The following is a 21,420-nucleotide window of genomic DNA, read 5'->3' as shown; positions in this document are numbered from 1 at the left end:
TTAAGCCTATGCTGCTATTTAAGCATAGAAGATTGATGCTGGCTTGCCGTTTAATCGGCAAATAAATTTTTCAGGCTGGCCAGAGTTTGCTTGCCACGCTCCTTGGCTAGGCTGGCGTCTTGTTCGGGGCCGCCTTCCCATACGATATCATCGTAGGGTAATTCATCCAAAAAACGGCTGGGGGCGCAGTCCAGCATCTCACCAAACTGTTTGCGCTTGGCGCATAGGGTAAGGGTGAGGCTGCGTTTGGCGCGGGTAATGCCCACATAGCAGAGGCGGCGCTCTTCTTCTATATTATCTTCTTCTATGCTGCTGCGGTGGGGCAGTAATTCCTCTTCCATGCCTATGATATAAACATGGGGAAACTCTAGGCCTTTAGAGGCATGCAGGGTCATGAGCTGTACTTTGCCGCTGGCCTCGTCCTCTTCCTCTTGTCGTTCCATTAAATCGCGCAGCACTAATTTGCTGATGGCGGTTTCTATATTGTTATCGTCCTCGTCAATTTTGGCGAGGGTATTTTCTAAAGACTCTATGAGTATATTGACGTTGGCGTAGCGCTTTTCGGCGGTGGCACTGCTGGCGCTGTTTTGATGCAGCCAGGCCTCGTAGTCTATATCGGCTATCATCTCGCGTATGGCCCAGATGGGTTTTTCACCCTGGCAGTTTTCTCTGACCTTATCAAACCAATAGGTAAACTCGCGCAGGCGCTTGACGCCAGCATCACCCACTTGTTGCTCTAGGCCTTGTTCATTGCAGGCAGTGTACATGCTGATGTCGTGTTGGGTGGCGTAGGTGCCCAGCCCCTCTAGGGTGGCGGCGCCGATTTTGCGTCGCGGGGTGTTGATTAGGCGCAAAAAGGCGTTGTCATCATCGGTGTTAATAATAAGCTTGAGGTAGGCCATGATGTCTTTGATTTCATGGCGTGAAAAAAACGAGGTGCCGCCGGTGAGGTTGTAGGGCACTTGGTGGTGTTGCAGTTTTAGCTCTAGCAGCCGGGATTGGTGGTTGCCGCGGTAGAGTATGGCGTAATCGCAAAACTCGGTGTTGTTGCGTAGTTTATGGTCCAGTATTTCGGTGACCACCCGCTCGCACTCTACCTCTTCGTTGCGGCAGCGCAGTATACGTATGGGGTCGCCGTAGCCCAAATCACTCCACAGGCTTTTATCAAACACATGGGGGTTGTGGGCAATCACCTGGTTGGCGGCCTTGAGTATACGAGCGGTGGAGCGGTAGTTTTGCTCCAGCTTGATAATTTTTAACTGCGGGTAGTCGGTTTGCAGCTGCACCATATTTTCGGGCCTGGCACCGCGCCAGGCGTAAATGGACTGATCGTCATCGCCTACCACCGTGAGCTTGCCGCGGTCACCCACGATTAGCTTTACCAGCAGGTATTGGGTGATATTGGTGTCCTGGTACTCGTCCACCAGCATATAGCGGATTTTGCGCTGCCATTTTTCCAGTACCTCGGGCTGGCCTAAAAACAGCTGCACGGGTATTAGTATCAGGTCGTCAAAGTCTAGGGCGTTGTAGGCTTTAAGGGCGCGCTGGTAGTGTTCATAGGCGGTGGCGCTGAGTATGTCGGCGGGGCCATCGGCCTGGGCTATGGCTTGGGCCGGGCTGACCATATCGTTTTTCCAGTTGGAAATACGGTGCTGTATAGCCTCGGCTTGGTCGCTATCGCCGCCGTGTTGTTGTATGAGCAGGTCTTTAATCAGCGCTTGTGCGTCTTGCTGATCAAATATAGAGAAGCCAGCTTTATAGCCCAGCACCTTATGCTCTTTGCGTATGATGGTCAGGCCTAGGTTGTGGAAGGTCGATACCGTAAGGCCACGGCTAGCAGGGCCCTTGATCAGCTGCCCCACCCGCTCTTTCATTTCCCTGGCCGCTTTATTGGTGAAAGTCACCGCGGCTATATTGGCAGCCTTATAGTTACAGTGGTTGACCATATAGGCGATTTTGCGGGTGATAACGCTGGTTTTACCGCTGCCAGCACCGGCCAATACCAGTAGCGGGCCGTCTATATAGTCTACCGCTTCGCGTTGTCGGGGGTTGAGTTTGGACACAGAACTACAAGCAACTCTAGTGATTAATAGGCGCGCATTGTAGCAGCTGGCTAGCCTAAAGGCTTGGGGAGTGTGTATTATGGGCTGCGAGCGGTACTATTTAACAAAAATAACTAGAATTTTTCTCAAAAGGCAGCTATAACTGCTTGAATTATTTATAATTAAATTAACAAAAGTCAGAGAAGTATCTAGGGCCCAGGGATTGGATCCGTCAAAGGTAGATGTATGAGAGATGCCTCAGTACGGATTTTATTAGCCGGCGGCACGCAAAGCCAATATCAGCTGCTTATCGAGCAGTTGCAACACATAAAACGTCAGCCCTATTTGCTGGTGTGGTCTGAGGACCACGACCGTGCAGAGCGTGAACTTGCGGCCGAGTCTTATGATCTGGTTTTGATCGATTGCCAAGCCGACCCAGAGCGCGCACTGTATTTATTAAGTTATATACAGCAAGGCGCTGCTTTGCCCTGCATCACTCTTTTTGAGCACAGCGATAGCGAGTTATCGGTGCTGGCTCACGACCTAGGGGCAGTAGACTGCCTAACTACCGACAACCTGCATGTTGCCATACTGGAGCGCTCCTTTCGCTATGCTTTGGATCGCAGCGTTGTTGACCAGAAACTTTCACAATCTCACCTCTATGATCCGTTAACCGGCATACCCAATCGCCAGATGTTTAGGCAGACCCTGGATGCTGCCATAGTCTCTGCCAAAGCCCAGCACGCCAAGCTGGGCTTATTGTTAATTAATCTCGATGGTTTTAAGCGCATCAACCAAGCCTATAGCATGGATACCGCCGACGAAATGGTGCGCACCATGGCGCGGCGCTTGGCGCGTTGCGTGCGTAAAAGTGATCGCCTAGCGCGCATGGGCGGTGATGAGTTCGCCTTGATATTAGATGACTGTCGCAGCGCTGAAGATGTAGCTCTGGTGTCACAAAAGGTGATAGATGTGTTATCGGCCCCCTATATGATAGAGGGCGCGCCGGTGATTATTAGCTGCAGCATAGGCGTGGCCATGTACCCGGAGTCGGGAGAGACGGTAGACGGCCTGCTTAAACGTGCCAATATGGCGATGATGGAGGCCAAGTCAGAGCGCGGCAGCCAATATCATTTTTACAGTGAGGAAACCCAAATAGGTGCCTTGCAGCGCGTCAATTTAGAAAAAGATTTACGCCTAGCCTTGCGCGCCAATCAGTTTGAAATGTATTACCAGCCACGGGTAGATTTACGCAGTGGCGAAACCGTAGGTATGGAAGGCTTAATTCGTTGGCATCACCCCAAGCGTGGCTTGGTGTCGCCAGCAGAGTTTATTCCCTTGGCCGAAGAGTGTGGCTTGATTATCCCCATAGGTTATTGGGTAATACAGCAAGCTTGCAAGGATATGAAGTATTTTGATGATTGCGGTAACCACGATTTACACGTGGCCATAAATCTATCCTTTAAACAGCTGCAAGATAATATGTTTGTAGAAACGGCTGCGCGTATTATTAAAGATAGCCGTGTGGATGCCCACCGCTTAGAGTTTGAATTAACCGAAACCGCCATCATGTCGAATTTTCAACAAACCTATGAAGGCATGATGGCTTTAAGCCAATTGGGCATTACTTTTTCGCTGGATGATTTTGGTACTGGCTTTTCCTCCTTTGCCCACATACAGCGTTTGCCTATTTCAGCACTTAAAATTGATCGCAGCTTTGTCAGTAATGTCACCGAAGATTTTGGCGACGCTGAAATCGTCAAAGCCATGATTAACCTAGCCCATAGCTTAAAAATAAAAGTCATAGCCGAAGGTGCCGAAACCTTAGAGCAGATACAGTTTTTATGGGAGCATAACTGTGAACAAGTACAGGGCTACTACTTTAGCCCGGCGGTGAGTGTGCAAGACTTTACTGCTATTATCGATCAGCGTGTTACTGTTACGGCATAATTTTTACAGTCTACAGTCTACAGTCTACAGTCTACAGTCTACAGTCTACAGTCTACAGTCTACAGTCTACAGCCGAGCTAATGGGATGGCAGTATGGATCATAATCCTTTAGAGGCAGTACAAGAATTTCACCTTGCTATTACTGAGCCTGCACAGGTACTCGATGCACTGGCATCTGCTTCTGGTTATTCTAAGCAGGCGATTAAAGGCTTTATGCATAAAGGTGCGCTGTGGTTAAGCCGTGGTAAGCATACCCGGCGTTTACGGCGTGCTAAAACGCAGCTTAATAGCGGCGATGAATTGCATCTTTATATCAATCATGCAGTGTTAGAGGCGGTAGTGCCGGCGGCGCAATTGCTGGCCGATGAGGGGGCTTACAGTATTTGGTATAAACCCTATGGCATGTTGTCGCAGGGCTCTAAATGGGGCGATCATTGCACCATTAGCCGTTGGGCTGAAATTCAGCTGCAGCCCCAGCGGCCCGCTTTTATTGTGCATAGATTAGATAGGGCAACTAGCGGTTTGATTATTATTGCCCATAGTAAAAAAGTGGCGCAGCAATTTTCTTCGCTATTTGAATCGCGCCAGTTAGAAAAAAAATATCACGCCGTGGTAGTGGGTGATTTTAGCCAGCAGCCCAAACCCTACACTGTTCGCGAGTCAGTGAATAATAAAGCCGCTTGCAGCCATTTTTATCACTTAGCCTATAGCGCAGAAAAAAATCACTCCTTAGTAGATGTGAGTATAGAAACCGGGCGCAAGCATCAAATACGTCAGCACTTGGCCCATAGCGGTTTTGCCATAGTGGGCGATAGGCTGTATGGCGAAAGTCATAGCCAAAACTTACAGCTCTGTGCCTATAGCTTGGCTTTTTGTTGCCCCGTTAGCGGCAGCCAACAGCATTACCAATTGCCTGAGGCATTAATGCTGAAGCTTTAGAAAAGCATTTTGAGAGCCAGATAAGGCACAAAATTAAAAATTAAAATCAGTAATTTATAAGCGCCCATCAGTTGGTAATGGATAAGGTCAAAGCGCTCAGCCTTAATATTAAACCAGACCCCGTGCAGGCGCCGCAGCCAAGATTTGGGCCAGCTCAGCATAAGCAGCCACAATAGCAGGAAGCCATAATTGAGTAGCGTGCTGTATAGCAACAGCTGGCTGAGTTGTTCTATGGTCATGGCGCACCTCTTAGTGGTTATTAGCCGTCACCTGCTCTGCATCCCGGCGGTTTAAGTAGTATAGCGCTTATGGCTAATGGCGCTCGTTAGGGGGCTGTGGTCTTTGCTTAACTCACGATTATAGTGTCGAAATACATTACATTTAGCGATTTTTAATCAGATGTTAAGTTATCTATATATTTGATTTTAATAGATAAAATTTAATTGGCCTCTATTTTGCTAAATACTCTGCATAGAAAGGCTGTCTCGCCCCTTAGAGATAACTGTGAGCAATATAGGTTTAGTGATATGAAGAAGTACTTTGCAAAAGTAATAAAAGCCGCGGCGGTAACGGCCTTGTTGGCGAGCAGCCATGCAATGGCCACCTTATTGTCAGGTGGCTTGAACGTCGATAATGGTTTTGTCGCCTACTTGGCAACCGACGATAATACGCAAGGTGTGTATCTTGCGCAGGGTAATAACTGGGGTCATACCTACAGCTTCAACAACGTTAGCTTAGCGCAAGGCCAGGATTATTTTTTACATATCTACGCCTACGACCAAGGTGGCATTGCCGGCTTTTTAGGTGAGTTTAATTTGACGGGCACTGACCATAGCTTCGCTAACGGCGGCTCTAACTTGACGACTAATACTACTGACTGGTCAGTGAGCACCAGCGGCTGGAATAACTACCAAGCACCGCGTTCTTTGGGTAGCAATGGTAACTGGCCTTGGGGTTATAGACCTGGTGTTAGCGCCGGTGCTGAATGGATATGGTCAGCTGATCCTTATAATGAAAATTACAACTACTTCACTACTGCGATCACCGCCTCAGCGGTTTCTGAGCCAGGTACCTTGGCGTTATTAGGTTTGGGCTTGGTAGGTTTAGTAACGGCGAGACGCAATATCAAATAAACTGGCTTGCTAGTACGGCGAGTTTAATAAAACGGCATCTATCATAGGTGCCGTTTTTTTTTGTTAAAACTAATTAGTTGCTGGCACCGCGGTAGCCTATAGCCTCGCTTAAATCGCATAGCCGTATATCTGGGCTGTGGGCTAAGTCGGCTATGGTGCGAGCTACCCGCAAAATGCGGTAATAGGCACGCGGCGAAAGCTGCAATTTATGGCTGGCCTGGGTGAGTAATTGCAGGCCCTCGTCATTTAGCGCACAGTGCTGCTCTATTTCTTGATTGTTTAATTGTGCATTGGTTTTTTGCTGGCGCAGCCATTGCACGTTTCTAGCCGCCAATACTCTTTTGGCGACGGTGGCTGAGTTTTCCGTTGCACTATTTTTATTATTGGCGAGTAACTCTGGCGCTATGCGATTAACGCTGAGCTGCAAATCTATGCGGTCCAATAAAGGCCCAGAGATTTTATCGCGATAGCGGTTGATACGGTCGGGCGTGCAGCGGCATAGTCGTTCGCTGTCACCATAGTAGCCGCAGGGGCAGGGGTTCATGGCGGCCACCAACTGAAACCGGGCGGGAAAACATACTTGCTGGTTGGCGCGGCTAATCAATATTTCCCCCGACTCTAAGGGTTCGCGCAACACCTCTAATACATTACGTTGAAATTCTGGCAGCTCATCTAAAAATAATACGCCATTATGGGCCAGTGAAATTTCACCGGGTTTGGGGTTGCTGCCGCCGCCCACCAAGGCCACGGCTGAGGCGCTGTGATGAGGGTTGCGAAAAGGCCGCTGCTGATACAAAAGCGTGGCCTTGTATTGCTGGCTAACGGAATAAAGGTTGGCCACTTCTAGCATTTCATCCTGGCTTAGCGGTGGCAGTATGCCGGGTAGGCGGCTGGCTAACATGGTCTTACCGGTACCGGGTGGGCCGCTAAACAATAGATTGTGCTGCCCGGCAGCGGCTACTTCTAAAGCGCGGCGCGCCTGCTGTTGGCCTTTAATATCACTAAGGTCAGGGTATTTAATGCTGGCCCCGGTTTGCGGTGGGCGCACATGGGGGCTGAGCTGTTCACGCTGGTGCAGGTGCGCACAGAGCTGTAATAAATTACTGGCGCTGAATACAACGCTTTTTTCGGCCAAGGCTGCCTCGTCGGCATTGGCGGCTGGGACCACAATGGCGCGCTGATCTTGTTGGCTTTGCAGTGAGGCGGCCAGCGCGCCGGTAACGCTGCGTAAATCACCGGTTAAGGCTAGCTCGCCTATAAATTCGGTGTTGCGCAGCGATTCTATGGGCACTTGTCCGGAAGCGGCTAAAATCCCCAGTGCTATAGGTAAATCAAAACGGCCGCCCTCTTTGGGTAAGTCGGCAGGGGCTAAATTAATGGTGATGCGGCGAGCGGGGAACTCAAAGTGGGAGTTAATAATAGCGCTGCGTACTCGGTCCTTGGACTCTTTCACCGCTGTTTCTGGCAGCCCGACTATATTAAGTGCCGGTAAACCATTGGATAAATGCGTTTCTACGCTAACCAGTGGTGCTTCTATGCCGCGTTTGGCACGGGTGTAAACAATGGCGAGTGACATCATACATCCTTGTTGTGTCTGGCCGCTGCATCATGCAGGGCACTTTATTGTTATTGGGCTTGTTGTTGAGCTTGTTCTTGCCAATGAGTTTGTTAGGGCTGTTGGCTTAATTGTTCTAGCTGTTGCTCTAGTTGTTCTAATTTTTCGCGGGTGCGTGCCAGCACGGCGGTTTGGGCTTCAAACTCTTCACGGCTTACCAAATCCATCTTGCTAAAGGTACTGCTGGCCAAGGCTCGTAAGTTCTTTTCTAGCTCTTTACCCATGCTGTCACTGGGTAAAAATTGTTTCGCCTGGGCGATAAATTGTTCTATGCGGTCATTCATGTGGGGCGTCGTCGAATAATGGTTGTGGCTGCGATTGTATGGCTTATTGCCTAACTTGGCTATGCTGAAACAGTCATAGCTTTTAGTTTGCTGCATTTTGGATCAGTCAGCACCATGTTGGTGCTGAGCAGTATAGGTGCTGGCCTAGTTAAAAACTCAACACTTTGAATTATAAGGGTTTTAATTTTTTGGTATGGCATCTGCTATGGCTATTGGGTACGCGCTGCTACAGGCAACCGATAATTAAAAAAACAATATTAAGACAATATAGGGGATACCGCAGTGATGAAAACAAGTACCGCAATAACGGCTATGGCGTTACCAGGCCTATTGGCCCTATCAGCGCCTGTGCTGGCGCAGGGGCAGCTCTCGGCAAATATAGGTTATGCCTCTGAGTATTATTATCGAGGTATTTTTCAAAATGAATCTTCTGCCAGTGCAGGTTTAGATTATGCGCTTAGTGAGTTTAGCCTGGGCGAGACTAAGCTGGGTAAATTGCAGGGCGGTGTATGGGCTGCCGATGTGGGTGATGGCGTAGAGGTAGATGTGTATGGCAGTTATGCCTTCGCCGTAGAGGCCTTTGAGTTTAGCGTAGGCTTTACCAATTATTACTACACCGGCGAGTTTGATGACACGTATAAAGAAATCAATTTAGGTGCCAGCTGGGGCCCGGTTAGTGCGATGCACAGCATTGGTGATTATCAAAATTTTTCCGGCCCAGAATTAGATTACACCTTTAGCGAAATTAAATATCAGCATAGCTCGGGTGCCTATGCCCGCTATGGCAGCTACAGTGATGACTTTGATGGTGAATTTGTAGAGCTGGGCTATGGCACCACGATTAGTGAAATCGATCTGGGCATAGTGCTAATTGTTAATAGCAAAGAAATATCAGATCAAAGCAATAGCAGCGGTAATGCCACTCAAGGTGAGGCATTAATTTTTACCCTAGGCAAACAGTTTGATTTATAAGCGATAGTGCCTAGCGCTATTTTATTGAAAAGAACCTAAGCTGGTGGAGGGCTTAGTTTATGGAAACCCCGATTTTTGAATTGCAGTACGCCTTAGATACTTTTTATTTTTTAGTCTGTGGCGCCTTAGTTATGTGGATGGCCGCGGGCTTTGCCATGCTAGAAGCCGGCTTAGTACGCGCTAAAAACACCACAGAAATTTTAACTAAAAACATCGCCCTATTTGCCGTTGCCTGCATTATGTATATGGCAGTGGGCTATGAGCTAATGTACGACAAAGGTTTGGGCATGTTTCTTAGCGGCATTATGGGTGATGGTGTTGCCGGAGCTGCCGCGGAAGAAAAAGCCAGCTATGCACCCTCGGCAGACTTTTTCTTTCAGGTGGTGTTTGTGGCTACCGCTATGTCTATAGTCTCGGGTGCAGTGGCTGAACGCATGAAGCTATGGTCCTTTTTATTATTTGCGGTGGTCTTAACCGCGGTGATATACCCCGTAGAAGGCTCATGGACCTGGGGCGGTATGGACGTGTTCGGCCTCTATAACTTGGGTGATTTAGGTTTCTCTGACTTCGCCGGTTCAGGCATAGTCCATATGGCGGGCGCGGCAGCGGCTTTGGCAGGGGTGTTATTGCTGGGTGCGCGCAAGGGCAAATACAATGCCCAGGGCCAGGTAGTGGCCATACCCGGTGCCAACCTCCCTATGGCAACCTTGGGCACCTTTATTTTATGGATGGGCTGGTTTGGTTTTAACGGTGGTTCGGTATTAGCTACCGCCAGTGTAGACTCGGCCAACAGCGTAGCAGTGGTGTTTATGAACACCAATATGGCGGCGGCGGGCGGCTTGGTAGGCGCATTGCTAGCGGCGCGTTTACTGTACGGCAAGGCCGATTTAACCATGGTGTTAAACGGTGTGTTGGCGGGCTTGGTTGTGATTACCGCCGAGCCCTCTACGCCTACGCCTTTACTGGCCACCTTATTTGGCCTAGTGGCAGGGGTGTTGGTGGTGTTTAGCATTATTGGCCTGGATAAATTAAAAATCGACGACCCCGTAGGTGCGATATCAGTACACGGGGTGGTGGGCTTGCTGGGCCTATTGCTAGTGCCGGTAACCAACGACAACGCCAGCTTACTGGGGCAAATCATAGGGGCGGTAACGATTTTCACTTGGGTGTTTGTTAGCAGCTTAGCGGTTTGGGCGCTAATTAAGGCCACCCTGGGTATACGGGTAAGCGCCGCAGAGGAATACCAAGGCGGTGATTTATCCGAGTGCGGTATGGAGGCCTACCCTGAATTTATGAGCCAGTAATTGAAAGCCAAAAATTGTGCGGGTAGCCAAGCTAAAGCCCGCTTTAGCGCGCAAAGCTTGCTATGATTAGCGCCATTAACTGAATAGAACCCTAGAGGACTTTTTACATGAAATTGGTAACCGCTGTGATCAAGCCGTTTAAGCTGGATGATGTGAGGGAATCCTTATCAGAGATAGGGGTGCAAGGTATTACTGTAACGGAAGTTAAAGGTTTTGGCCGCCAAAAAGGCCACACCGAGCTATACCGTGGTGCCGAGTACGTGGTGGACTTTTTACCCAAGGTTAAACTGGAAACAGTCGTAGCCGACGACAGGGTAGAGCAGGTGATAGAAGCCATCACCAATGCCGCCAATACCGGCAAAATTGGCGATGGTAAAATCTTTGTTTCGCCTATAGAGCAAATCATCCGCATACGCACCGGTGAAACTGGCGCCGAAGCAGTTTAAACCCCGTCGCCTGGCAAAACCGTCAAAAGCCCGTCAGCTCTCGCTTGCGGGCTTTTTTGTGGCCGTTAAAAACACATATTTTAGCGGTTTAGCACTACAGCTTTTGGGATATTTGCCGATGTATTACAGACTGCTTTTAATCGCTGAGGGAATACAAAGTAATGTAAGCGCAAGCTGATAGAGCAAATCAAACTATAAAAACACCGTAAAACCATGGCAGCTAAACGCCACTGAGCTATATATATTTCTCTGCGCAATAGCCGTGTTGCAAAGCAGAAGTTGTCTAGCCAGGTATAAAGCGGGGTGCATAGTTTGAGCCACACAGTATTAACGAGAGAGGGTTTGCGGGTATGGCTAAACAGTCGCCTTCAATGTCAAAAAAGCCTGCCGTACACAGGGCAGTGGAGGACGCATTGGATATGTCTTCTATAAAACAAGTCGATGAAAGTCCGGAGTCACATACCGTGGCCGCCAAGGAGCAAGTGAGGGATCAAATAGACGACGCCGTGGCGCGCTTTTTGGCCCAGGGTGGCAAGGTGCAGCAAATAGAGCCGCACGTAACCGCCGCGCCGCCGAAAAAACCGTTGAGCCGTTATGGTGATAGGCCGATATGATTTCAGTCGCTAGTTGAGAGCCTCTAGTCGCTAGATAACAGTATCTAGTTGATAGTCGCTAAGTAGCAAGGCTGGCCCCTTAGGGGGCTGGCCTTTTTTGTTTTGAATTCTCTCTAGAGACTAGAGACTAGAGACTTTGGACTGGAATCTAGCGACTCTCAACTAGCGGCTTAACCCCCATATATTTTTCTAAAGGGTCGCTGGCGCTGTTTACATTGGTGAGTGGCAGTGAATCTATAAACAAATAAAATAATTCGGATAGCGTGCTCACATCTAACTTTTGATAAATGTTTTTGCGGTGCAGTTTTACCGTTTCGCTGGAAATCGCTAGCCGTTGCGCGGCAGACTTGCCAGAGTGGCCGCGTAATAGCATATGCAAAACCTGCTGTTCGCGGGGTGATAATAGCGAGCTGCCAAAATGTTTTAGCGCGTGTTGCAGGGTGTTATTAAAACTACTACCAGCAGCTGTTATTTTTTGTGGCTGGCTTAGCTGCCAGTGTTGTTGGATTAGGGCCGGTATTACGGTGTGCAGGCTGTTTAAATAACGCAAAACGCTTTTGGGGAACTTGCTGCTGATATCCGCAGGCGTGATAGAAAAATGCAGGTACTCATTATCACCTAAAGTCACCAAATAACAGAGCTCGTCGGCCAGCAGCGAAGGCATATAGTAGTGCTTGTAGTATTCCGTCTTCTTAAAATTATCGGGTGCTATATCGCGTAAGCGATAGGCGCCATCTGGCAGGCCATCTAATTGCGCTTGGTAATAGGGGTCAAAAATATAGGGACCATCAATATAAGCTTGCACTTCTAACTGGTAAGCCTCAGCGCTTTTGCAGTCGTTGTATAGGCAGCGCGGCTTGTCATTAGCCGGGTAATATAAAATCACCACATGGCCGCCACAGCGCGGCAATTCAACAAAGCTCTGGCTGAGGGTTTTAAAAAAATCGTCGCGGCCTTGCTGGCTGATAGCAAAGCCTAAGTGCTCTAGGCTGTTGGCGTATTCTTGCATAGAAGGTATAGGTTTTTTACTGCTATTAAGTAGCGGCCATTATAGGGTTATAGCGTACAAGCCGCAGAACTTATTATAGCTTTAGGCTTTTATGGTGTGGGTTCTATTTGCTGCCGGTTCTGTTGCTCGGCATCTTTTAATACTTGCTCTACATTTTTTGCCGATTCCAGCGCTTGCATTTGATGCTCGGGAATTACGCCTGCTGGCTCTTCGGACTTGCCACAGCTTGCTATAAGGATGATGAGTGCGAAGAGGGTGCTGTATTTTAAGGTGTTCATGGGGTTGATCCTTTGTAGGGTGATATAAGTCGTGTTATTTAATTGACTGTGTCCTTGTTGTTGATTTTTAATTACGTATGCCAAATGAGATGGCTTTTAATATTGCTGCAATAATGAAGGCCCAGATCCAATATTTTTCTATAAACATCCATGCTGCGCTTCCTGCTTTCAGTAATTTATCCAAACCTGCTTTAGATGCGTAAAAAATCTTAGTCATAGCGGGGCTTTTTATAAATTTTGTTAGGGCTATTTGCATGTTTTGAAATGCATTCATTGATGAGGCTGTCACTGCAATAATTGTAGACAAAATTATGCATAAAACGATAACGCCAAGTCTTACATGGTCGATTTCCAAATGACGAGAGGCGCTTTTTCCAAAAATAAAATAAAACCCAGAAAACACATCAAGCCGGCTATAGGGCGGGAAAAGTATACTCATCATTATGAAAGTTGAGCATAAAATAATGATTACGCGGTTGCTTGATTTCATAGCTCGATAACCTAATTCCAAGATTATTGGTAGGTGAAAGTGGTGAAGGCGACGTAAATTTGATCTTGTAAATCTTTTATAGCCTTATAACCTTGGCTTATTAAATTCATGCCCTAATCCAGTTTACTGAATTTTAAGTGGGTAAGAGTGATCACTCCCCCCTAGAATGTTAGAATGATGGGTCCACGAACATAAATTTTAAAGACTCTGAGTCATTTGTTCCTGTGCTTTGATCGCTTTGTTAGGTGATGCCATATATGATCATTCCTAACGTATATAGCCCATATGCAGTAGTACCCAGTCCCACTAATGTTAGTGCGCAAGCTCCAACATTAAACCACATTGGAAAAACAGGCAAAAAGCGAACTTGTATCTGCTTTGCCGTGCCAGAGTCAGATCGAATATTTAGAAGTACGGGAGCCTTAGCGTGACTTAGATACTGAATATTCACGTGTTCTTTTGGGCCGAGAGACGGTATTTTTGTGATATGGCTACCGTCGGGGTTCGTCGATTCACTAAATCCTATAGCCTGAGAGAATTGGAAGTGATCTGGTTTGTCTTTATGAATGATTTCGATATTGGTTGCAGTCTTGAGCCCAAAATTCTCAATTGTTAAAGAGTCAGTCCTTATGTCGGCCCTTGGCTCATTAATCTGAAAAAGAAAGGTTCCTGGCAGAAAATATTTTAATCTGGGTTTGGACTTAAGAAATTGGAGTAAGAGGCCAACTGTAAGGCTGATAACTCCAGTTGCGATATAACCAATAATCGGGTCCATGCTTCCTCTCTCACTTAACAGTTTAATGAATACATCAGAACAATTTATTTTTAAATGTCCCCACCAGTATCAATCATCCACCTTATATTTCAACAATAAAAAAACCGAAATAATTACATACTGACAACGCCTTACTTCCCACCACCCTCTATCCGCGCCACCACCTCTGGCACCTCAGCCAAATCCTTCACCTCATGCGCCCGATGCTGTTGCGGCAAAACCTCTGTCCCCCAATTCAACCAAATTGCATGGCAGCCTGCATCCAGTGCGCCTTGTACGTCGTGCTCTAAATGATCGCCTATATGTATTAGTTCGTGGGGCTGGCATTGGCTGTGTTGCAGGGCGGCGTGAAATAAATCGGGGGCGGGTTTGCTGGCGTTGAGTTGTTCGGCGCTGTAGGCAAAATCAAAGTAGTGGCTAATGGGCAGTTTGCGCACATCGGCGTTGCCGTTGGTGAGTACGCCCAGTTGATAGCGTTGTTTGAGTTGTTGCAGCAGCGGCTCTACCTCGTCGAATATATCCAGCTGATGGCGGGCTTTGATAAATACGGCAAAGGCTTGCGCCGATAAGTTTTGTGCCTGCTGGTGGGGGTAGCCGACTTTAATCAGCGCCTCGGCGATGGCGATTTTTCGCGACTCGCTGATTTGGTGGGCCAGCTCTGGCCGGTTGTTATGCAGCTGCATACGCCATTGCATCAGGCTTGTTAGGTCAAATTTTTCGGTGAGTGCGGGGGTGTGGGTTTGTAGCCACTGATAGGTTTGCTGCTCGGCATGTTGCAGGGTGGGTTTAACCTGCCAAAGGGTGTCGTCTAAATCAAAGGTGATAGTTTTAATGCTTGGCATAAGTGGCTGCTTTAATCCTTGCGTTTTTTGTTGCGGTTGGCGCGCGGGTGAGCCGAGTCATAGACCTTGGCCAGGTGTTGAAAATCTAAATGGGTATAGACCTGAGTGGTAGAGATATTGGCGTGGCCTAATAGCTCTTGCACCGCGCGCAGGTCGCCGCTGGATTCCAAAATGTGGCTGGCAAAGGAATGGCGCAGCATATGCGGGTTTACATTTTGGCCCATGCCCTGCGCCAGGCTGTGTTTTTTTAGCCGCAGTTGTATGGCGCGTTGGCCTAGGCGCTTGCCTTTGTTGCCTATAAACAACGCTTGATCCACAGGCCCTGCCTGCTCGCGCACGGTTAGCCAGGCTTGCAGGGCCTCTATGGCATAGCGGCCTATGGGCAGGCTGCGGCTTTTATTGCCTTTGCCGGTAACGCTGAGCAGGGCGTCGCCCCAGTCTATGTCGCCTAGGTTAATGCTAACTAATTCGGATAGCCGCAGGCCCGAGGAATAAAACAGCTCGATTATGGCGCGGTCGCGCAGCCCCAGCCAGTCGCCGTCGTCTAGGTTTAAGAGTTGGCCTACGCTGTCGGCATCTAAGGCCTTGGGTAATTTTTTAGCAGACTTGGGTGCTTGTATGCCCAGCGCGGGGTTGTGGGGGCTGCCTTTGCGGTTGCGGTATTTGTAAAAGCTGCGCAGTGACGATAGCCCGCGCTGCAGGCTGCGGCCGCTGGCACCTTGCCGAAACCGCGCGGCCACCCACTGGCGCACATGGGCGCTAAGGGCTAGCTCGGCGTTGTTGATGTCTATGCTGTGGCAATACTGGGCAAAGCTGTTTAAGTCGCGCTGATAGCTGCTTAGGGTATGGGGTGAAAGCTGGCGCACGGTGCGCAGCTCGTCGATAAAGTCATCGATTTGCTGCTGCCAGCCCTCGCCGTTCATGGGCCTAACCTAAGCTAAGATAGCGAGGTAATATGCGGTTAAGCACCTCGGCTATGTAACCTAAAAACAAGGTGCCCATGCTGGAGCGAAAGTAGTGGGCATCTTTGCTGCCTATGGCGATAACCCCTAGCGAGTGGCCAAAGCTCAGTGGCACCACGGCAGCGGAGCCTACCTCTTTGTGTTGGTTGGGGAACAAAAAGCTCAGCTCTTCGGGGCGCAGTACGCCGCAGGTGGCTTTGTTGCTTTTAAGTAGGCCGGGGATGGCGTGAAAGGCGTCATCCAAGGGGACTATGCGCGAGGCGCTGTTGCGCTGGCTTTGCGGATCGGCAAAGAGGATTAGGCTAGCAAAGTCCATGGCAAATTCGTTTTTTAGGCCGCGGGTAAAGGTGTTGACTATGCTATCCAGGCTTTTGGCCTCTAGCAGGGCCAGCACTATGGCTTTGGTTTTTTCAAACAGGCGGTCGTTGTTGCGGGCGTTGTCTAATAGGCTGTTAAGGCGGTTGCGTATGTCCATATTGCGCTCGCGCAATAGGCTAACCTGCCGCTCCAGTAGCGATACGGCCTCACCGCTGGAGTGAGCCAGCTCTATTTCGCAGAGCAGGTCGTCGCGCTTTAAAAAAAAGCCGGGGTGGTTTTTAAGGTATAACGCCACTTGCTCTTCAGTGACTTCAATATCGTTATTATGGTTGCTCACGCAAAGTTCCTGTTTTATAGCTGCCTGTTTATGTTGTGTTTATAGTTGCTTTTTATAGTTGTATGGCGCCTTCAAAGACGGTAGTGGCAGGGCCTGTCATCATAACGGGATGGCCCTGGCCGCGCCACTCTATCAATAGTGCGCCGCCGGGTAGGGTGACGGTAACGCTTTGGTCCAGCAGGCCTTGCTCTTGCCCGGCCACTACGGCAGCGCAGGCACCGGTGCCGCAGGCTAGGGTTTCGCCCACGCCGCGTTCAAACACGCGCAGCTTAATATTGCGGCGGTCAATGATTTGCATAAAGCCTATATTGGCTTTTTGGGGGAAGCGCGGGTGGGCCTCTAGCACGGGGCCTAGCTCTAGCACGGGGGCTGTTGCTACATCATTTACCACTAATACGCCGTGGGGGTTGCCCATAGAGACTGCCCCTAAGCTTAGGCTTTGGCCGTCAACGTCTAGGTTGTAACTGGGCGCTGTTGCCTCGGCCTGAAAGGGGATGTCGGCCGGTTTTAATTGTGGCTTGCCCATATTCACCCGCACTTGCTTATCGGCGGTGACGCCCAGCTCGATAATGCCGCTGCTGGTTTCTACTTTGATTTTGCGTTTGCCGGTGAGTTTTTTATCCAGCACAAACTTGGCAAAGCAGCGCGCGCCATTGCCACATTGCTCTACTTCGCTGCCATCGCAGTTGTAGATGCGGTAGCGAAAGTCTACATCGGGGTTGCGGGGGTGTTCTACCACCAGCACTTGATCGCAACCTATGCCAAAGTGGCGGTCGGCGATTAGCAGTATGTCTTTGGGGCGCAGGCGGTAACGTTGGGTGATAAGGTCTATCACTACAAAGTCGTTACCTAGGCCGTGCATTTTTGTAAAGTGTAACAGCATGGCTGTATCCAGAGCGGCTTAACGGCCTAGGCCGGCTAAACGACTCATTAGGGCGCTGGGCTTTAGCGATGGCGTTGGGCTAAAGGGAGCGCGTGTTAAATGTGCATGCTGGTAGCTGCCTAGCTAAGGCCTGCTTATTCAGGCAGTAAGGCTTCACCTAGCATCAGGTCGGCGATGGTTTCGCGGGCGCGTATCACATGGCAGCTGTCGCCATCGACCATGATCTCTGCGGCTCGACCTCGGCTATTGTAATTGGAACTCATGGTAAATCCATAGGCACCGGCACCGGCCACGGACAATAAGTCGCCCTGTTCTAAAATGAGCTCTCTATCTTTGCCTAAAAAATCACCGGTTTCACATACCGGGCCAACTATATCGTAGCGCTTGGATACCCCCTCAGCTCTGGGCGTGACTGGCTGTATATTAAGCCAGGCCTGGTATAGGGCAGGGCGTATCATGTCGTTCATGGCGGCATCGATAATGGCAAAGTTTTTGTGGGGGTTGCACTTGAGGTATTCCACCTTAGTCAGCAGCACCCCGGCATTAGCGGCGATGGAGCGGCCGGGCTCAAAGGCCAGGGTTAACTCGCGCTCGCCCAAGCGCTCTAGCACGGCGGCTACATATTCGCCGGGCTCGGGCGGGGTTTCATCTTGGTAGCGCACCCCTAGGCCGCCGCCTAAATCCAGGTGTTTAATCACTATGCCTTGCTCGGCCAGGCTATCAATTAAGCTCAGCAGGCGATCTAAAGCATCCAAAAAGGGGCTGATTTCGGTGAGCTGCGAGCCTATGTGGCAGTCCACACCAATAACCTCTATATGGCTGAGGCTGTTGGCGCGCTGGTATACCGCCGGGGCGCGCTCTATATCTATACCGAATTTATTGTCTTTTAAGCCGGTAGAGATATAGGGGTGGGTCTTGGCATCCACATCGGGGTTGAGGCGCAGTGAAATACGGGCCTGCATATCCAGTTCGGCGGCCACTTGGTTAATGGCCTCTAGCTCGCCCTCAGACTCTACGTTAAAGCAGTGTATGCCCGCCTTTAGGGCGTGGGCGATATCGGCTTTAGTTTTGGCCACGCCGGAATACACTACCTTGCTGGCCTCACCACCCGCGGCTAATACCCGCTCCAGCTCGCCTATAGAGACTATGTCAAAGCCCGAGCCTAAGCGCGCCAAGACATTTAACACACCGATATTAGAGTTGGCTTTTACCGCATAGCAGATTAAGTGCTCGCGGCCCTGTAAGGCATTTTGGTAAGATAAAAAACGCTCTTCCAAGTGGCGACGCGAATACACATAAGTAGGGGTGCCATAGGTTTGGGCAATTTGCTTAAGGGCAACTTGCTCGGCAAATAGCTCATTGTTTTGGTATAGAAAAGCGTCCATAAGTTGAAACCTATAACAGGGTAGAAAATAAAGAGAATTTACTCGGCGCTGGCGTCGCTATCGGCCAGCGGTGGGGTTAGCTCTGGGCTGGCTTGCGCGGGGGGCTGATCAGAGGGCAAAAATAAAGGCCCTTTTTGGCCACAGCCAGCTAATAGCAGTAACAAACTAATCGATAGATAAAGTGCAGGCAGGCGCATAATCAAGTCCAAGTCAGTGAGCGGCGATTATACCGTTGCCCACCTTGGTAGCAAAGGTTTCATCTAAGCTTTGCTAGACTTAGCGTTATGAAACAACCCTAAACCCATTCAAGGAGTGTGGAGTGCAAAAATATTCAGCGGTAACTAAAGTGGCCTTGCTAGTGAGCGTGGCCAGCGGTAGCGCGGCTCAGGGCAGCAGTTTAGACCAGCCTTTTTTGAGTGCTAACCGTAACCCCCTAGTACAAATACACGGCCTACCCGATGCGCAAAGCGCCAAACTCACCCGCAGCGGCTATTGGCAGGGGGCCTTAAGCGCTGAAAGCAGCAATACCTTTGTGGCTGAAAGCCGAGAGGGTGAGGCTATAATTTTGGATGGCGAAACCTACCGCTCCACCCTTAACTGGAAATACGGCCTAGCCAAGGGCTGGGAGCTGGGTTTAAGCCTGCCGGTGATCAGCCAGCAAGCGGGTGGCATGGATGGCTTTATAGAGGGCTGGCACGATACCTTTGGTTTACCCGATGGCGACCGGGTGGATTACCCTAAAGATCAGCTGCGCTATGCCTACCAAAACGGAGAGCAGGTGCTATTGGATATGCAGGATAATGGCGAAGGCCTGGGGGATGTGTCGCTAAGCCTGGCTTACCAGCTCGCCAAAAATACCCGTCGTAGTTGGGCTGTGCGCGCCGGCTACAAATTTGCCACAGGCAATGTCGATAGGCTGCGAGGCTCTGATGCGGCAGATAGTTATATTAGTTTGCACCTAAGTGATCGCAGCTTAAAAGAAGCGTACGGTATTAATTTTCACCTCAGTGGCGGCCTGTTAAATCTGGGGGATGGCGAGGTATTAGCTCAGCAACAAGAGGACCAGGTTTGGTTTGGCTCCACTACCTTAAGCTGGGCCTATAGCGAGAGTTTGTCATTTAAAACGCAGCTGGATTTTCACAGCGCGTTTTATGATAGCGCCCTAAAACAAATAGGCGATGACTCGGTGCAATTGTTGCTGGGGGCCAGTGTTAAGGTCACTGATAAATTATTTTTTGATTTTGCTATCAGCGAAGACATAGCCGTAGAAACAGCACCCGATGTCGTCTTTATGTTTGCTTTAAGAATGGGTGAATGGAGGTAGGCTGAACTATGTGGAAGTATATACGCGTTTTTTTGCCCTTAATTGTTTTGGGTTTTGTGGTGCCTATGATTATGCCCGGCAGTGATGGCCAGCCGATTATGACTCCTAAGGATTGGCTACCCGATGAAAAAACGCTGGAGACAATTACCAAAAGCGTCAGCAAGGTTGCCAATACCACCAGCGAATTTACCGCAGGCCGCAAGGTCTTTGAAAGCAATAAAAAGCAGCTCTACAAATGGCAAGATAAAGAAGGTAACTGGCAGTTTACCGATAACTATAATCAAATACCCGATTACGCCTTAAAACAATTGCAGGCTCAGGATATGCCCAGGGCAGTCAACACCATGGCCGCGCCACCTGTAGTAGAGCCGGAACAAAGCCCTGAAATTACTAGCCGGCTGCTCAACACCGACGGCACAGTTGATATGAGTAAAGCGCCAGAGTTAGTCGAAGAAGCAAAAAAAGTGCGGGCGCAGTTAGAGGCACGCAATAAGGCTTTGGAGGGGATGTAGTCAGTCTCTGGTTATCGACTAACCACTTAAAATATTGAAGACTTAGTTTTGGTGGTAAAGGCTTCTAGCAGCCTCATGCCCATATAAGAGTTGCCGCGGCGATTTAGTTTGGGGCTCCAAACGGCAATGCAAAATTCACCGGGGTGTATGGCGACTATGCCGCCGCCCACGCCGCTTTTCCCGGGCAGTCCAGTTTTAAAAGCAAATTCACCGGCCTCGTCATAAAAACCACAGGTCAGCATAATGGAATTAATACGTTTGGTTCTTTCTTGGCTGATAACGGTTTCACCCGTCATAGGGTTAACGCCGCCCGCAGCGAGAAACAAAAAGGCTTGGGTTAAGTCCTTGCAGCTCATCTCTATGGAGCACAGGTGAAAATATAAATCTAATACTGTCTCCACATCATTGTGTATGTTGCCAAAGTCTTTCATAAAATTGGCCAGGGCATAGTTTCTATAGCCAGTTTGTTTTTCTGAATCGGCGAGTTTGGCACTATAGTCAATGCTTGCTATACCCGCTGTTTTGCGAATAAATGCCAATAAATCCTGCTTGGGATTTTTTAAGTGGCTAACCAAAATATCACATACCACAATGGCCCCCGCATTGATAAAGGGGTTTCTGGGTATGCCTTTTTCGTATTCTAACTGCACCAAAGAGTTAAACGGTGAGCCGGAAGGTTCAACACCTACACGCTTCCATAGGTCTTTGCCTATGATTTTTAACGCTAAGGTTAGCGAAAACACTTTGGCTATGCTTTGAATGGAAAATGCTTCGTCGGCATCGCCAAAACTGTGCTGCTCTTTTTGGGTGGTAGAAAGATGTATGCCTAACTTATTGGGGTCAACCTTGCTTAATTCGGGTATGTATGAGGCGACCTCGCCTTGGTCGGCCACGTTTTTTAACTCGGCTACAACCTCGTGAAATACGGCTTGATAGTTTGCGCTGTGTATCATTGTTTTTTTTGTTTCCATTACGGGAAAGCTTGAATAGGGCTATTGGCTTTTGG

Annotated in this window: 24 protein-coding genes; 9 read left to right on the top strand and 15 right to left on the bottom strand. The window is 49.2% G+C overall.

The window, feature by feature from the left end; all coding sequences use genetic code 11:
- Nucleotides 1-50: 50 nt before the first annotated feature.
- Nucleotides 51-2,063: a DNA helicase Rep gene (rep, locus tag NO559_RS07080; protein ID WP_258331109.1), complete on the bottom strand. Its 2,013-nt coding sequence runs from the start codon at nucleotides 2,061-2,063 to the stop codon at nucleotides 51-53.
- A gap of 225 nt (nucleotides 2,064-2,288) precedes the next feature.
- On the opposite strand from rep, the gene NO559_RS07075 reads away from it, so the two are divergent.
- Both NO559_RS07075 and NO559_RS07070 read left to right on the top strand, forming a co-directional pair.
- The gene (locus NO559_RS07075; RefSeq protein WP_258331108.1) at nucleotides 2,289-3,992 is read left to right on the top strand and encodes a bifunctional diguanylate cyclase/phosphodiesterase; all 1,704 of its coding nucleotides are present in this window, start codon (nucleotides 2,289-2,291) and stop codon (nucleotides 3,990-3,992) included.
- Between the two features lie 93 nt (nucleotides 3,993-4,085).
- The gene (locus NO559_RS07070; protein WP_258331107.1) at nucleotides 4,086-4,931 is read left to right on the top strand and encodes an RNA pseudouridine synthase; all 846 of its coding nucleotides are present in this window, start codon (nucleotides 4,086-4,088) and stop codon (nucleotides 4,929-4,931) included.
- On the opposite strand, the gene NO559_RS07065 is transcribed toward NO559_RS07070, so the two are convergent.
- Nucleotides 4,928-5,170, bottom strand: a complete 243-nt coding sequence (locus tag NO559_RS07065; protein WP_258331106.1) for a DUF6868 family protein — start codon at nucleotides 5,168-5,170, stop codon at nucleotides 4,928-4,930. The genes NO559_RS07070 and NO559_RS07065 overlap by 4 nt on opposite strands.
- A gap of 288 nt (nucleotides 5,171-5,458) precedes the next feature.
- On the opposite strand from NO559_RS07065, the gene NO559_RS07060 reads away from it, so the two are divergent.
- Entirely contained in the window at nucleotides 5,459-6,064 is a 606-nt protein-coding gene (locus NO559_RS07060; RefSeq protein ID WP_258331105.1) for a PEP-CTERM sorting domain-containing protein, read from the top strand.
- 73 nt (nucleotides 6,065-6,137) lie between these two features.
- On the opposite strand, the gene NO559_RS07055 is transcribed toward NO559_RS07060, so the two are convergent.
- Nucleotides 6,138-7,640: a YifB family Mg chelatase-like AAA ATPase gene (locus NO559_RS07055; protein ID WP_258331129.1), complete on the bottom strand. Its 1,503-nt coding sequence runs from the start codon at nucleotides 7,638-7,640 to the stop codon at nucleotides 6,138-6,140.
- A gap of 92 nt (nucleotides 7,641-7,732) precedes the next feature.
- On the bottom strand, nucleotides 7,733-7,963 hold the full coding sequence (locus NO559_RS07050; protein ID WP_258331104.1) for an accessory factor UbiK family protein: 231 nt from the start codon (nucleotides 7,961-7,963) through the stop codon (nucleotides 7,733-7,735).
- 285 nt (nucleotides 7,964-8,248) lie between these two features.
- Between NO559_RS07050 and NO559_RS07045 the strand changes: the two genes are divergently transcribed.
- The 4 genes from NO559_RS07045 to NO559_RS07030 all read left to right on the top strand — a co-directional run bounded on the left by NO559_RS07045 (nucleotide 8,249) and on the right by NO559_RS07030 (nucleotide 11,299).
- Complete coding sequence (locus NO559_RS07045; protein ID WP_258331103.1) at nucleotides 8,249-8,935, top strand: TorF family putative porin; 687 nt, start codon at nucleotides 8,249-8,251, stop codon at nucleotides 8,933-8,935.
- Nucleotides 8,936-8,994: 59 nt separating this feature from the next.
- A complete protein-coding gene (locus NO559_RS07040) occupies nucleotides 8,995-10,239 on the top strand; it encodes an ammonium transporter (RefSeq protein ID WP_258331102.1) in 1,245 nt (414 codons plus the stop codon).
- Between the two features lie 107 nt (nucleotides 10,240-10,346).
- On the top strand, nucleotides 10,347-10,685 hold the full coding sequence (gene glnK / locus NO559_RS07035) for a P-II family nitrogen regulator (protein ID WP_019528474.1): 339 nt from the start codon (nucleotides 10,347-10,349) through the stop codon (nucleotides 10,683-10,685).
- 350 nt (nucleotides 10,686-11,035) lie between these two features.
- Entirely contained in the window at nucleotides 11,036-11,299 is a 264-nt protein-coding gene (locus NO559_RS07030; RefSeq protein ID WP_258331101.1) for a hypothetical protein, read from the top strand.
- A gap of 148 nt (nucleotides 11,300-11,447) precedes the next feature.
- Here NO559_RS07030 and NO559_RS07025 read toward each other — a convergent pair whose 3' ends face one another.
- The 10 genes from NO559_RS07025 to NO559_RS06980 all read right to left on the bottom strand — a co-directional run bounded on the left by NO559_RS07025 (nucleotide 11,448) and on the right by NO559_RS06980 (nucleotide 18,775).
- Complete coding sequence (locus tag NO559_RS07025) at nucleotides 11,448-12,308, bottom strand: helix-turn-helix transcriptional regulator (protein WP_258331100.1); 861 nt, start codon at nucleotides 12,306-12,308, stop codon at nucleotides 11,448-11,450.
- Nucleotides 12,309-12,397: 89 nt separating this feature from the next.
- Nucleotides 12,398-12,586: a hypothetical protein gene (locus tag NO559_RS07020; protein ID WP_258331099.1), complete on the bottom strand. Its 189-nt coding sequence runs from the start codon at nucleotides 12,584-12,586 to the stop codon at nucleotides 12,398-12,400.
- 67 nt (nucleotides 12,587-12,653) lie between these two features.
- On the bottom strand, nucleotides 12,654-13,076 hold the full coding sequence (locus NO559_RS07015) for a hypothetical protein (protein WP_258331098.1): 423 nt from the start codon (nucleotides 13,074-13,076) through the stop codon (nucleotides 12,654-12,656).
- A gap of 241 nt (nucleotides 13,077-13,317) precedes the next feature.
- A complete protein-coding gene (locus NO559_RS07010; RefSeq protein ID WP_258331097.1) occupies nucleotides 13,318-13,851 on the bottom strand; it encodes a hypothetical protein in 534 nt (177 codons plus the stop codon).
- A gap of 131 nt (nucleotides 13,852-13,982) precedes the next feature.
- Entirely contained in the window at nucleotides 13,983-14,693 is a 711-nt protein-coding gene (locus NO559_RS07005) for an HAD family hydrolase (protein WP_258331096.1), read from the bottom strand.
- An 11-nt stretch (nucleotides 14,694-14,704) separates the two neighbouring features.
- Nucleotides 14,705-15,616 carry a tyrosine recombinase XerC gene (gene xerC / locus NO559_RS07000; protein WP_258331095.1) on the bottom strand — a complete coding sequence of 304 codons (912 nt, stop codon included), beginning with the start codon at nucleotides 15,614-15,616 and terminating at the stop codon, nucleotides 14,705-14,707.
- Nucleotides 15,617-15,620: 4 nt separating this feature from the next.
- Nucleotides 15,621-16,310 carry a DUF484 family protein gene (locus tag NO559_RS06995; protein ID WP_258331094.1) on the bottom strand — a complete coding sequence of 230 codons (690 nt, stop codon included), beginning with the start codon at nucleotides 16,308-16,310 and terminating at the stop codon, nucleotides 15,621-15,623.
- Between the two features lie 52 nt (nucleotides 16,311-16,362).
- Nucleotides 16,363-17,193 carry a diaminopimelate epimerase gene (dapF, locus tag NO559_RS06990; protein ID WP_258331093.1) on the bottom strand — a complete coding sequence of 277 codons (831 nt, stop codon included), beginning with the start codon at nucleotides 17,191-17,193 and terminating at the stop codon, nucleotides 16,363-16,365.
- A gap of 134 nt (nucleotides 17,194-17,327) precedes the next feature.
- Nucleotides 17,328-18,578, bottom strand: coding sequence for a diaminopimelate decarboxylase (gene lysA / locus NO559_RS06985; protein WP_258331092.1), 1,251 nt, complete (start codon nucleotides 18,576-18,578; stop codon nucleotides 17,328-17,330).
- A 38-nt stretch (nucleotides 18,579-18,616) separates the two neighbouring features.
- Nucleotides 18,617-18,775 carry a lipoprotein gene (locus NO559_RS06980; protein WP_258331091.1) on the bottom strand — a complete coding sequence of 53 codons (159 nt, stop codon included), beginning with the start codon at nucleotides 18,773-18,775 and terminating at the stop codon, nucleotides 18,617-18,619.
- 122 nt (nucleotides 18,776-18,897) lie between these two features.
- On the opposite strand from NO559_RS06980, the gene NO559_RS06975 reads away from it, so the two are divergent.
- Together NO559_RS06975 and NO559_RS06970 are read left to right on the top strand one after the other, a co-directional pair.
- Nucleotides 18,898-19,902, top strand: a complete 1,005-nt coding sequence (locus NO559_RS06975; RefSeq protein WP_258331090.1) for a DUF3187 family protein — start codon at nucleotides 18,898-18,900, stop codon at nucleotides 19,900-19,902.
- Between the two features lie 8 nt (nucleotides 19,903-19,910).
- Entirely contained in the window at nucleotides 19,911-20,414 is a 504-nt protein-coding gene (locus tag NO559_RS06970) for a hypothetical protein (protein WP_258331089.1), read from the top strand.
- Nucleotides 20,415-20,440: 26 nt separating this feature from the next.
- Here the strand turns inward: NO559_RS06970 and NO559_RS06965 are convergent, their stop codons facing one another.
- Nucleotides 20,441-21,385: a glutaminase gene (locus NO559_RS06965; protein ID WP_258331088.1), complete on the bottom strand. Its 945-nt coding sequence runs from the start codon at nucleotides 21,383-21,385 to the stop codon at nucleotides 20,441-20,443.
- Nucleotides 21,386-21,420 lie beyond the last annotated feature (35 nt).

This window comes from Dasania sp. GY-MA-18, assembly GCF_024734385.1.
In the GTDB taxonomy this organism is placed as follows: Bacteria; Pseudomonadota; Gammaproteobacteria; order Pseudomonadales; family Dasaniaceae; genus Dasania; species Dasania phycosphaerae.
The sequence above is the reverse complement of the archived record's forward strand: the minus strand, read 5'-3'. Positions and strand labels throughout refer to the sequence as shown.

Bases quoted from the DNA above. Each gene is read 5' to 3' on its own strand.
- NO559_RS07045 (WP_258331103.1), top strand. From the start codon at position 8,249: ATGAAAACAAGTACCGCAATAACGGCTATGGCGTTACCAGGCCTATTG.
- NO559_RS07050 (WP_258331104.1), bottom strand. From the start codon at position 7,963: ATGAATGACCGCATAGAACAATTTATCGCCCAGGCGAAACAATTTTTA.
- NO559_RS06970 (WP_258331089.1), top strand. From the start codon at position 19,911: ATGTGGAAGTATATACGCGTTTTTTTGCCCTTAATTGTTTTGGGTTTT.
- xerC (WP_258331095.1), bottom strand. From the start codon at position 15,616: ATGAACGGCGAGGGCTGGCAGCAGCAAATCGATGACTTTATCGACGAG.
- dapF (WP_258331093.1), bottom strand. From the start codon at position 17,193: ATGCTGTTACACTTTACAAAAATGCACGGCCTAGGTAACGACTTTGTA.
- NO559_RS07060 (WP_258331105.1), top strand. From the start codon at position 5,459: ATGAAGAAGTACTTTGCAAAAGTAATAAAAGCCGCGGCGGTAACGGCC.
- NO559_RS07010 (WP_258331097.1), bottom strand. From the start codon at position 13,851: ATGGACCCGATTATTGGTTATATCGCAACTGGAGTTATCAGCCTTACA.
- NO559_RS07030 (WP_258331101.1), top strand. From the start codon at position 11,036: ATGGCTAAACAGTCGCCTTCAATGTCAAAAAAGCCTGCCGTACACAGG.
- NO559_RS07020 (WP_258331099.1), bottom strand. From the start codon at position 12,586: ATGAACACCTTAAAATACAGCACCCTCTTCGCACTCATCATCCTTATA.
- NO559_RS07040 (WP_258331102.1), top strand. From the start codon at position 8,995: ATGGAAACCCCGATTTTTGAATTGCAGTACGCCTTAGATACTTTTTAT.
- NO559_RS07075 (WP_258331108.1), top strand. From the start codon at position 2,289: ATGAGAGATGCCTCAGTACGGATTTTATTAGCCGGCGGCACGCAAAGC.
- NO559_RS06965 (WP_258331088.1), bottom strand. From the start codon at position 21,385: ATGGAAACAAAAAAAACAATGATACACAGCGCAAACTATCAAGCCGTA.
- lysA (WP_258331092.1), bottom strand. From the start codon at position 18,578: ATGGACGCTTTTCTATACCAAAACAATGAGCTATTTGCCGAGCAAGTT.
- NO559_RS07065 (WP_258331106.1), bottom strand. From the start codon at position 5,170: ATGACCATAGAACAACTCAGCCAGCTGTTGCTATACAGCACGCTACTC.
- NO559_RS07015 (WP_258331098.1), bottom strand. From the start codon at position 13,076: ATGAAATCAAGCAACCGCGTAATCATTATTTTATGCTCAACTTTCATA.
- NO559_RS07005 (WP_258331096.1), bottom strand. From the start codon at position 14,693: ATGCCAAGCATTAAAACTATCACCTTTGATTTAGACGACACCCTTTGG.
- glnK (WP_019528474.1), top strand. From the start codon at position 10,347: ATGAAATTGGTAACCGCTGTGATCAAGCCGTTTAAGCTGGATGATGTG.
- NO559_RS07070 (WP_258331107.1), top strand. From the start codon at position 4,086: ATGGATCATAATCCTTTAGAGGCAGTACAAGAATTTCACCTTGCTATT.
- NO559_RS06980 (WP_258331091.1), bottom strand. From the start codon at position 18,775: ATGCGCCTGCCTGCACTTTATCTATCGATTAGTTTGTTACTGCTATTA.
- NO559_RS07025 (WP_258331100.1), bottom strand. From the start codon at position 12,308: ATGCAAGAATACGCCAACAGCCTAGAGCACTTAGGCTTTGCTATCAGC.
- NO559_RS07055 (WP_258331129.1), bottom strand. From the start codon at position 7,640: ATGTCACTCGCCATTGTTTACACCCGTGCCAAACGCGGCATAGAAGCA.